9 protein-coding genes are annotated in these 9,475 nt (G+C 70.9%); 3 read left to right on the top strand and 6 right to left on the bottom strand.

Features of this window, described 5'->3' with window-relative positions:
- Positions 1-78: 78 nt before the first annotated feature.
- The gene (locus OG329_RS03090; protein WP_405792564.1) at positions 79-774 is read left to right on the top strand and encodes an O-methyltransferase; all 696 of its coding nucleotides are present in this window, start codon (positions 79-81) and stop codon (positions 772-774) included.
- A gap of 81 nt (positions 775-855) precedes the next feature.
- Here the strand turns inward: OG329_RS03090 and OG329_RS03085 are convergent, their stop codons facing one another.
- The 6 genes from OG329_RS03085 to OG329_RS03060 form a co-directional block, all read right to left on the bottom strand.
- Positions 856-1,938, bottom strand: a complete 1,083-nt coding sequence (locus tag OG329_RS03085; protein WP_405801624.1) for an HAD-IIIC family phosphatase — start codon at positions 1,936-1,938, stop codon at positions 856-858.
- Positions 1,939-1,973: 35 nt separating this feature from the next.
- Positions 1,974-3,086, bottom strand: coding sequence for an acyl-CoA dehydrogenase family protein (locus OG329_RS03080; RefSeq protein WP_405792562.1), 1,113 nt, complete (start codon positions 3,084-3,086; stop codon positions 1,974-1,976).
- A complete protein-coding gene (locus tag OG329_RS03075) occupies positions 3,079-3,360 on the bottom strand; it encodes an acyl carrier protein (RefSeq protein ID WP_405792560.1) in 282 nt (93 codons plus the stop codon). Before OG329_RS03075 ends, OG329_RS03080 begins: the two co-directional genes overlap by 8 nt.
- Positions 3,357-4,211: a 3-hydroxyacyl-CoA dehydrogenase family protein gene (locus OG329_RS03070; RefSeq protein ID WP_405792558.1), complete on the bottom strand. Its 855-nt coding sequence runs from the start codon at positions 4,209-4,211 to the stop codon at positions 3,357-3,359. The genes OG329_RS03075 and OG329_RS03070 overlap by 4 nt, the downstream gene beginning before the upstream one ends.
- Positions 4,212-4,293: 82 nt before the next feature.
- Positions 4,294-5,685, bottom strand: coding sequence for a glycosyltransferase (locus OG329_RS03065; RefSeq protein WP_405792556.1), 1,392 nt, complete (start codon positions 5,683-5,685; stop codon positions 4,294-4,296).
- 49 nt (positions 5,686-5,734) lie between these two features.
- On the bottom strand, positions 5,735-6,751 hold the full coding sequence (locus OG329_RS03060; RefSeq protein ID WP_405792555.1) for a methyltransferase: 1,017 nt from the start codon (positions 6,749-6,751) through the stop codon (positions 5,735-5,737).
- A 226-nt stretch (positions 6,752-6,977) separates the two neighbouring features.
- Between OG329_RS03060 and OG329_RS03055 the strand changes: the two genes are divergently transcribed.
- Both OG329_RS03055 and OG329_RS03050 read left to right on the top strand, forming a co-directional pair.
- On the top strand, positions 6,978-8,357 hold the full coding sequence (locus tag OG329_RS03055) for an AarF/UbiB family protein (RefSeq protein WP_405792553.1): 1,380 nt from the start codon (positions 6,978-6,980) through the stop codon (positions 8,355-8,357).
- On the top strand, positions 8,357-9,475 hold the full coding sequence (locus tag OG329_RS03050) for a cytochrome P450 (protein WP_405792551.1): 1,119 nt from the start codon (positions 8,357-8,359) through the stop codon (positions 9,473-9,475). The genes OG329_RS03055 and OG329_RS03050 overlap by 1 nt, the downstream gene beginning before the upstream one ends.

Raw genomic sequence — 9,475 nt, 5'->3', positions numbered from 1 at the left:
CCACCCCGCGCGGTCGTCCGTTCGCGCAGGCTCGGGCCTGCCGACCCTGCTGGAACTCCGAATGACGGGAGTCATCTGATGGCCGATCAGCAGCACGTCTCGAACGAACTGCACGCGTACGTGCGAGCGGTGTCCCTGCGCGAGGACGAGATCCTTCGGCAACTGCGCGAGGAGACCGGGGCGCTGCCGGCCGGCGGCAGTCTGCAAGTCATGGCCGAGGAGGGCCAGTTCCTCGCGCTCCTGGTCGGACTGACCGGCGGCCGCAGAGTGCTCGACATCGGCACCTACACCGGGTACAGCGCGCTGTGCATGGCCCGTGCGCTCGCCCCGGGCGGCCGTGTGATCACCTGCGAACTCCATCGGCGGTGGTCGGACATCGGTGCCGCGTACTGGGAGCGCGCCGGCGTCGCCGACCGGATCGACCTGCGGATCGGCCACGCCACGGACACCCTGGAGAAACTGCTCGCCGAGTACGGGCCGGGATCGTTCGACCTCGTGTTCATCGACGGCGACAAGCAGAACTACCCGGTGTACTACGAGCTCTCGCTCGCGCTGGTCCGCGAGGAGGGGCTCATCGTCGTGGACAACACGCTGTTCTTCGGCCGCGTCGTCGACCCGGCCGACACGGATCCCCAGGTCGCCGCGGTCCGCGAGCTGAACACGCGGCTGCTCAAGGACGACCGGGTCGACATCTCACTGCTGCCGATCGCCGACGGCGTGACGCTGGCGCGGAAGCGGCCGACGGCCGTCCGAAACCGAGTTGTCCGAGCCTGAAAAAATGCCGGGCCGGGAACCGGCGGCGAGACGGCCCATGGCCTCCGCCGCTGTCCCCGACCCGGACGGCGCGTCAGCCGGTCACGCGCGTCCGGCGAGCGGCTGCGCGAGGTCGGGGGCGCTGACGCTGACCGCCCCGTCCAGCAGTCGCTGCCGCTCCGGCACGAGATGCAGGCATACGAGACCTTCCGGGCTTCGCGCGCCGGGCACCGTGTCCGCGCAGTCGCACACCTCGGCGGTGAATCCGCTGAACCGGTAGGCGACTTCCATCATCCGGTTGCGCGGGGTGCTGCGGAAATCCGCCAGCAGGTGCACACCGGCCCGCGCGGCCTGGTCGATCAGCCAGTTGATGATCGTGGCCCCGGCGCCGAGCGAGACGACCCGGCACGAGGTCGCCAGCAGCTTCAGGCGCCACACCTGGCGGTGTCGCTCCAGCAGCAGGATGCCGATCGCGCCGTGCGGGCCGAACCGGTCCTCCAGTGTGGCCATCAGCACCTCGTGCCGTGGATCCGCGATCAGCTCGCGCAGCGTGCCGAGCGAGTAGTGCACTCCCGTCGCGTTCATCTGGCTCGTGCGCAGTGTCAGCTCCTCGACCCGCGCGAGGTCCGACTCGCCCGCACGCTGGATCTCCATACGCAGATCCAGCGTGCGCAGGAAGTCCTCGTCGGAGCCGGCGAAACGCTCCTGGGCCGAGGTGCGCCGGAAGCCCGCCTGGTACATCGACCGGCGGCGCGCCGAGTCGGCGGTCACCTGTACGGGGCTGAACTCCGGCAGCTCCGCCAGCCGCGGCAGGTCCTCGACTGCGTCGTAACAGCGCACCCGCGGAAGGTGGTAGGCCACCTCGGCGCGCTCGGTCGGCCGGTCGTCCACGAACGCCATGGTCCCCACGTCGAACGTCAGGCCGTCGGCGATCGCCCGCACAGAGGCGGACTTCGGCCCCCAGCCGATCTGCGGCAGCACGAAGTACTCGGCGAGCCCGAACCTCTCCAGCGCGGCCCACGCCTGGTCGTAGTCGTTCTTGCTGGCGATCGACTGAAGGATGCCGCGCCGGTCCAGCTCCTCGACCAGTTCCCGCGCCCGTTCGAACGGGCGCACCTCATCTCCCTCGGCGAGTGTGCCCCGCCACAGGGTCCCGTCCAGATCCCACACCACACACTTGACCATGGTCGGCTGTTCGCTCACCGGGTCCTCCGGGACTCTCAGCGCCGCGTCGCCACGACGTGCCGGGCCAGCATCAACTGGCTGATCTCGTTGCTGCCCTCGATGATCTCCATCAGCTTCGCGTCCCGGTACGCACGGTCCACCACGTGCCCCTCCAGGGCGCCGGCCGAGCCGGTGACCTGCACCGCCAGGGCGGCACCGCGCGCCGCCGCGCGGGCGCTGACGTACTTGGCCAGCACCGTGCCCATCACCAGGTCGACGGAGCCGGCGTCCCAGCATCGGCTGGCGTGCTCGCAGGCCCGGCTCGCCGCCTGCTCATAGGTGTACAGCTCGGCCAGATGCCCGGCCACCAACTGATGCTCGGCCAGCGGTTTGCCGAACTGCTTGCGGGTCGCCGCGTGCTCCGTCGCCGCGCTCAGGCAGGCGCGCAGGATTCCGACACAGCCCCAGGCCACCGAGAGCCGGCCGTAGGCGAGCGCGGTCGTGCACAGCAGCGAAAGCGGCTGGCCGCCGCTGCCGAGCATCGCGTCGGCCGACAGTCGTACCGAGTCCAGACGTACGTCGGCGTGGCCGGCCGCGCGGCAGCCGCTCGGTCCTGGCACCGGACGGACCGTCACCCCGGGGGCGTCCACCGGCACCACCACGGCGGCGCCGGTCTCGTCCTCGAGCCGGCCCACCACGACGACCATGTCGGCGTAACGGGCCGCGGTCGTCCAGACCTTCTGCCCGGTCAGTACGATCTGCTCCCCGTCCCGGCGGATCCGGGTGCTCATCGCGGACAGGTCGCTGCCGGCGTCCGGCTCGCTGAAGGCGACAGCGGCCAGCTTCCCGCGGACCAGTCGCGACAGCAGAGACTCACGCTGCGCCGGCGAACCCATCCGGGCGATCGTCCACGCCGCCATGCCCTGCGAGGTCATCACGCTGCGCAGCGAGCTGCACCGGCTGCCCACGTGCGCGGTGAACTCGCCCGCCACCGCGCTGGACAGGCCCTGCCCGCCGTAGTCGGCCGGCACCTCGGGGCACAGCAGGCCCTGGGCACCCAGCTCGCGCAGCACCGACTCCGGCAGCAGCCCGGCCCGGTCCCAGTCGGCCGCCCGGCCGGCCTCCAGCGTGTCGACCTCGGCGCACAGTTCGGCGAACTTCTCAGCCATCGGACACTTTCACCGGGGTCCTCAGCCGGGTCACCAGTTGTGTCATCCGCTCGACCGTGCGGAAGTTGTCCAGCCGCAGATCGCCGCCGATGATCGACACGCCGTGGGCCGCCTCCAGGTGGACCACCAGCTCCATCGCGAACATCGACGTCACAAGACCGCTCTCGAACAGGTCCTGGTCCCTGGGCACGGCCGTCTTGAGCCGGCCGGAGAGGAAGTCCTGGATCTCCTGCTCGATGTCGGCGGGCGATTCGCTCTTCGCCTCTTCGCTCACGACAGCACATCTCCGTACTCGTAGAAGCCCCGGCCGCTCTTACGGCCGAGGTGACCCTGTGCGACCTTGGAGAGCAGCAGGTCGCACGGCTGATAACTCGGGTTCTCGGTACGCTGCGCCAGCTCCCGCAGCGAGTCGGCCAGATTGTCCAGGCCGATCAGGTCCGCGGTGCCCAGCGGACCGGTGCGGTGTCCGAGGCAGCCCTCCATCAGGGCGTCCACCTCCTCGACGCCCGCGGTGCCGGCGCCCACCAGCCGCACGGCCTCGTTGATCATCGGATGCAGCAGTCTGCTGGTGACGAAGCCCGGCGCGTCATGCACCACCACGACCCGCCGGCCCCAGCTCCGGAGCAGCGCGGTGGCCGCGGTCACCGTCGCCTCGTCGGTCAGGCTGCCGCGCACCAGCTCCGTCATCTCCACCAGATACGCCGGGTTCATGAAGTGCACACCGACGAGCTCGGCCGGGCGGCCGAGCGAGGCGGCGAGTTCCGAGAGCGGAATCGAGGAGGTGTTCGTGATCAGCGGGACGCCGGGCGGGAGGAATTCCGACAACTGGGTGAGCGTCTTCACCTTCGTCGACGCGTCCTCGGTGACCGCCTCGATCACCGCGACCGGCCGCAGGTCGGCGCCGAGGGTTTCCACCGTGGTGAGCGCGCCGTCCGGCCGGTCGGCCGGGAAGGAGCCCATGAGCCGGCCGTGCCGCAGCGACCGGCGCACCCGCCGGCGCGCCTGGTCAAGGATTGCGGGGCTCACGTCGAGGAGCACGACCGGCATGCCGTGGCCCAAGGCGAGCGCCGCGATTCCGGTGCCCATGACGCCGGCGCCGATGATGACGAGCGGATCTGTGGACAAGGTGCCTCCTTGGCTTGCTTGCCGACCCTCACCGAAAGGTAAGGGCCATGAGTTCGGGAAATCCGTAGATACGCTCGCGCCCTCACGCCGGGTTGCAGGCGATCCGGTCCAGGGCCTTGACGATCGAGTCCGCGGCTGCGGCGGACCCGCCCGCCGCCCGTAGCCGGCCCTGCCATTCACGCGCGTGCGCACCGAACGAGGGTTCGCTGAGCAGCAGTCGCAGCCGGTCAGCGATCAGCCGGCCGTCGGTGTTCTGCCGGCGGGTGAGCGCCAGCCCGGCACCGGAGTCGCGGATGCGCGCGGCGTTGTCCACGTCGTTCATCCAGAACGGCAGCACCAACTGCGGTTTGCCGAAGTAGAGCCCTTCGTGCACGCAGTCGGCCGCGCCGTGGTTGAAGAACACCCGCACATGCGGGTGCGCCAGCGTGTCGAGCCGCGAGGGGACCTCGGACTCCACCCGCAGATTGCCCGGCAGGTCGGGCGGTAGCAGGTGGTGCAGCGGCTGCGGCAGCTCCCACAGCACCTGATGCACCGGCGCGATCCGCCGAGCTGCCCGCACAACCGCTTCGACCTGCTGTGCGCTCGGCCGCATGACAGGGCCGAACGAGACGTAGACGACGGACTCGTGCAGGTCCAGCCAGTCGGCCGGCACACTGCGGTCCGCGGCGGACTCCGAGCGCGGACCGAGCATCGTGCCGATCATCCGCAGGTTCGCCGGGATGCGCGGGAAGGGATATTCGAGGCCGAAGACGGAGCACGAGAACACGGCGATCGCCTCGTCCGCGTACTGGGAGAGCTTCGACTCCGGGTTGCACTGCCCCTCGGCGACCCGGCTGCGGTAGAAGGCGAGGTTCCCGCGCAGGCTGCCGGGCCGGAAGCCGACCAGCCGACGGCCCATCCGGAACGCGACGTTGTGCACCCGCTGAGCCGGCGACATCTCCCGGCGCAGGCCGGACATCGGCGTGGGGTAGCTGCGCGGCAGCCGGTCGAAGTAGACCGAACTGGCCAGCTCGGCGCAGAGCGCGACGTAGGGAATCCGCCGCATCGTCAGTGCGTCGATCGCCCACGAGGAGAACAGATCGACGACGGCCAGCGTCGGCCGTACCGCGTCGACAATCTCCAGCATCCGCAGGTACTGCCGGCGCCGATGCTCGAAGTCGAGGTTCAGGTCGATGACCGCGGCCAGATTGCGCAGCGGCGAGGAGGTCGTCACCCGGCCGAGCTCCGCGTCGGACCAGGTGGCCGGATCCTGCTCGGGCCTGTCCGGGCAGAGCGGGACGAACCGCGGCGGGGCCGCGTGGTCCACCGCCTCGACCGCTGCCCGGTACTTGTCGCCGCAGGCGAACCACAGGTCCTCGACACCTCGCGCCGCCAGCTCGGCGGCCACGGCGATCAGCGGGTTGACATGATTGCGGCCGGTGTCGGCCGCGCACAGGATCCGTCGCCGCCCGTCGGTTTCACCTCGCGCGCCCACACGCGCTCCCCTTTCGTCTCGCTCGGCTCGTCCTGCCGTACGGCACCGGTCAGCGCTTCCACGCCCGCATGAAGCCGTTGACGTTGTCGGCGGACAACTCCACGTACTCGACGTCCTGGAAGCCCGCGTCCGTCAGCCACGTCCGGGTCTCGGCGACGGTGTGGTTGCGGCCCGCGTCGGTGATGCACAGTTGTAGTAGGTCGAGCAGTACCGGCCAGCGGGGACCGCGCCTGTCCTCGTCGAGGAACTGAGCCTGCACGACCACCGAGCCGCCGGGGCTGACGAGTGGAAGGACCGAGGCCAGCAGCTCGCGGCTGGCCTCCTCACCGAGCATGTGCAGGGTGTTGGACAGCAGCACGAGATCGTATTCGCCCTCGATCGTGTCGGTGCGCAGATCGACACCCAGATACGTGACCGGCTGCGCGATCCGGAACGAGGGCTCGATCTCCTGGGCGATCTCCAGCACTTCCGGCAGGTCGGCCAGGGTCAGCCACAACTCCGGGTTGGCCTCGGCCAGATGGAAGCTGTAGGTGCCGGGCCCGGCGCCGATCTCCAGCAGGCTGTGGCAGCCCGAGGTCTCCAGGTAGCCGGCCAGCTCACGGCCGGCGAACAGCGCGTAGTTGTGCATGGCCTTGGTGAACAGACGGGTGTGCTCCCGCTCGCCGCGCGCGTCGTCCACGTACGTGCCCTGCGGCTTCGAGGTCAGGACCGCTTGGTCGAGCCGGGAGAGCGCGTCCCGGAAGTACTCGAGGTTGAGCACCCACTCGCCCATGAAGAACGGGCCGGCACCGGGCACCAGCATCGAGTGGTAGGGCGTGGTGACGGCGAAGATCCCGGGCTCGCGGTACTCCAGGATGTTCATCATCACCCCGGCGTTCAGCAGCCGGGTGAGCGCCTCGGGCTCGGACCGCAGGTCGCCGGCCACCTCGGCGGCGGTGGCGGGATGCTCGGCCAGCCGGCCGAGCACGCCGAGCCGCATCAGCGCGAACAGCACGCTGGACGGGAAGAATCCCTCAGCCGTGGACAGTACCTGGACGATATCGTCCTTGGTCAGCGCGTCGCTCATGGCAGAAACCTCATTCCACGCGGGGGCGGCAGAGCGTGCGTCGCCCTCCCGGCCACTGGTCGTCGCCGTCCATCAGGACACAGCCGGACCCGGTAAACCTCCAGTCTTCGGCGCGATCCGCCGCCGTGGACGGGTCAGTTGGTGTGTAGGGGTTTCCAGGCGCCCGGCGGGCTTCACTGACGCCGTGAAAGTGCTCCTCAACTCCCTCGGCCGGTGGTGATCATCGATGGTTGAACTCAATGTCCACAGGTCCGGTACCGCGCGTGCCGGCCGGGCGGACCGGATCGCGCCCCTCGTCGGGCTGGCCGGCCAGACCTCGGGCGAGACGGTCGCGCTGGCACTCGCCCGCAAGGGCCGCGGCCCCGAACCGACCGACGAGGCCGAGCTGTACGCGCGGCAGCTCGGCCGGGCCAGACCTGTGGCGCTCAGAGCGGCGCGGCTGTTGTGGTCGGCGCTGGTGGGCACCGCGATGCCGGATCGTTGCACCGCGGCGCTGGAGCGGGAACTCACCGGGTACGACGACGACGTCAAGGTCATGTCGCCCGGCCTGACGGAGCAGACGGTCCGCGGCACGCTCGGCCGGACTCCCGCGCAGGCGTACGCCGAGTTCGCCGCTGAGCCCTTCGGCGTTGGGGCGCTCGGCCAAGTCCACTCCGCGCTGCTGCGCGACGGCCGCCGGGTCGCGGTCAAGATCCGCTACCGCGGCCTGAACCAGGCCGTGCGCGGCGTGCTGGCGGCACCGGAACTGCACCGGGCGCTGGAGCCGCTGGTGCGCGCCGCCGCCGGTGAGCGGGCCGCGGCGCAGATCCACACCACCGCCGGCGAGCTGCGAGGCCGCGTCGAACAGCTCGTCGGGCTGAAGTCCGAGGCGGCACTCCACGCACGGCTCGCGGCCGATTGCCGGAGCCATCCGCTGATCCGCGTTCCCGGCGTGATCGAGGAGCTGTCCACCGAGCGGATGCTGACCATGGACCTGGCCGCGGGCCGCGGCTGGGCGCAGGCGGTGCGGGCCGCCGCCACCGAGCGGTACCTCTGGGGGCAGACCCTGTTCCGGTTCGCCGACAGCGCCCGGATCGCCTTGGACCCCGGCCCCGGCAACTACCTCTTCCACGACGAGGGCCAGGTGACCATCCTCGGCTTCGGCACGGCCGGTCACCGACCCGATCCGGAACAGACCGAGGCACTGGCGCGCCGGGACCGGGCTGTCGCACAACATGACGTGGACGCACTGCGCGCACTGCACGCCGAGCAGTGCGGCTACGACGACCCCGGCGCCGACCCCGAGCGGCTGTGGGCCTGGCACCGCCGGATCCGCGGACCGCTGGCCGGCCCGGGTCCTGCCGCCTGCACCCCCGAATGGGCCGCCGACGCCGCCGAGGCCGCGCTGCCCGCGAACTGGCCCTGCGCCGCCGCGCATCGGGCCCCGAAGGCGCGCCGGGAGTGCCTGTTCGCCGACGGGACCGGCACCGGACTCGCCGCCGTGCTCGCGGCGCTGCGCGCCACCGCAGACTGGGACGCGACCCGCGCGGAGCAAGACCGCGGCGGCGCGTCCGCCACCCCCGAAGCTCGAATCCGCCTGGCAGGCGGGACGGACGGAGATGCCTGATGCCCACTGACCTGGTCACCGAAAAACCCGAGCCCCTGTACTGGGAAGAGCAGTCGCACGCCTATGTCATCACCGGCTACGAACTGGCCGCGTCCGTACTGCGCGACAGTGCCCGGTGGAGCAGCGACCCCAACAACGTGTTCGGCGTCAACGTGGGCTCCAGCACGCCGTACCTGAGCAGCGCCATCGTGCTCAGGGACCCGCCGGACCACACACGGATGCGCTCGCAGATGGGCCCCGCGTTCTCCTCGCGCGTCGTCGAGCGGCTGCGCCCACGCGTCGCCGCGATCGTGGACACCACCCTGGACGGCCTCGAAGACGGCGACGAGGCCGACATCATCGCGGACATCAGCACTGTCGTGCCGCCCTCGGTGATCGCGGAGCTGTTCGACATCGGCGTGGAAGGCGCGCTGCTCATCCTCGAACAGTCGCCGAGGCTGGTGCGCTGGATGGAGCTGCGGCCGACGCCCGCGGACATCCAGTCGACCATCGACGCGGAGGCCGCCCTCGCCGCCTTCCTGACCCCGATCCTTCAGGCACGCCGCGTCGATCCTGGCGACGATTTCCTCAGCGCGCTCGTCGCGACCGAGGGCTTGAGCCTCGACGAGGTGCTCACCACCTGCTTCATCATGCTCGCGGCCGGCGGCGAGTCCACCGGCAAGCTGATCGGCAACGCCACGCTCGCCATCCTGCGCGAGCCCGAGCAGATCCCGGCGCTGCTCGCCGACCCGGCGCGAGCTGTCGAGGAGCTGCTGCGGGTGGAGGGCACCAGCAAGCGGCTGATCCGCATCGCCCCGGAGGACCGGGAGATCGCCGGACACACCGTGCCGAAAGGGCACATCGTGTACATCGACGTGCTGGCCGCCAACCGGGACCACCCGGGCGCCGCCGACGCCGGCCGGATGGACCTGTCCCGCGAGCCGCTCGGCCACATCACCATGGGCGTCGGCCCGCACTACTGCCTCGGCGCCGGCCTCGCCCGGGTCATGACGAGCGAGACTCTGGCGCGCCTGTTCACCCGCTTCCCGAAGATGCGGCTGCTCGACCAGGATCCCGAGTGGAACCCGTCGACCACCTTCCGCGGGCTGCGCGCGCTGCCGGTCGGCCTGCGGGAGTAG

Source organism: Streptomyces sp. NBC_01506 (assembly GCF_045040295.1).
Classification (GTDB): Bacteria; Actinomycetota; Actinomycetes; order Streptomycetales; family Streptomycetaceae; genus Streptomyces.
The sequence above is the reverse complement of the archived record's forward strand: the minus strand, read 5'-3'. Positions and strand labels throughout refer to the sequence as shown.

Bases quoted from the DNA above. Each gene is read 5' to 3' on its own strand.
- OG329_RS03080 (WP_405792562.1), bottom strand. From the start codon at position 3,086: ATGGCTGAGAAGTTCGCCGAACTGTGCGCCGAGGTCGACACGCTGGAG.
- OG329_RS03060 (WP_405792555.1), bottom strand. From the start codon at position 6,751: ATGAGCGACGCGCTGACCAAGGACGATATCGTCCAGGTACTGTCCACG.
- OG329_RS03085 (WP_405801624.1), bottom strand. From the start codon at position 1,938: ATGGTCAAGTGTGTGGTGTGGGATCTGGACGGGACCCTGTGGCGGGGC.
- OG329_RS03055 (WP_405792553.1), top strand. From the start codon at position 6,978: ATGGTTGAACTCAATGTCCACAGGTCCGGTACCGCGCGTGCCGGCCGG.
- OG329_RS03050 (WP_405792551.1), top strand. From the start codon at position 8,357: ATGCCCACTGACCTGGTCACCGAAAAACCCGAGCCCCTGTACTGGGAA.
- OG329_RS03090 (WP_405792564.1), top strand. From the start codon at position 79: ATGGCCGATCAGCAGCACGTCTCGAACGAACTGCACGCGTACGTGCGA.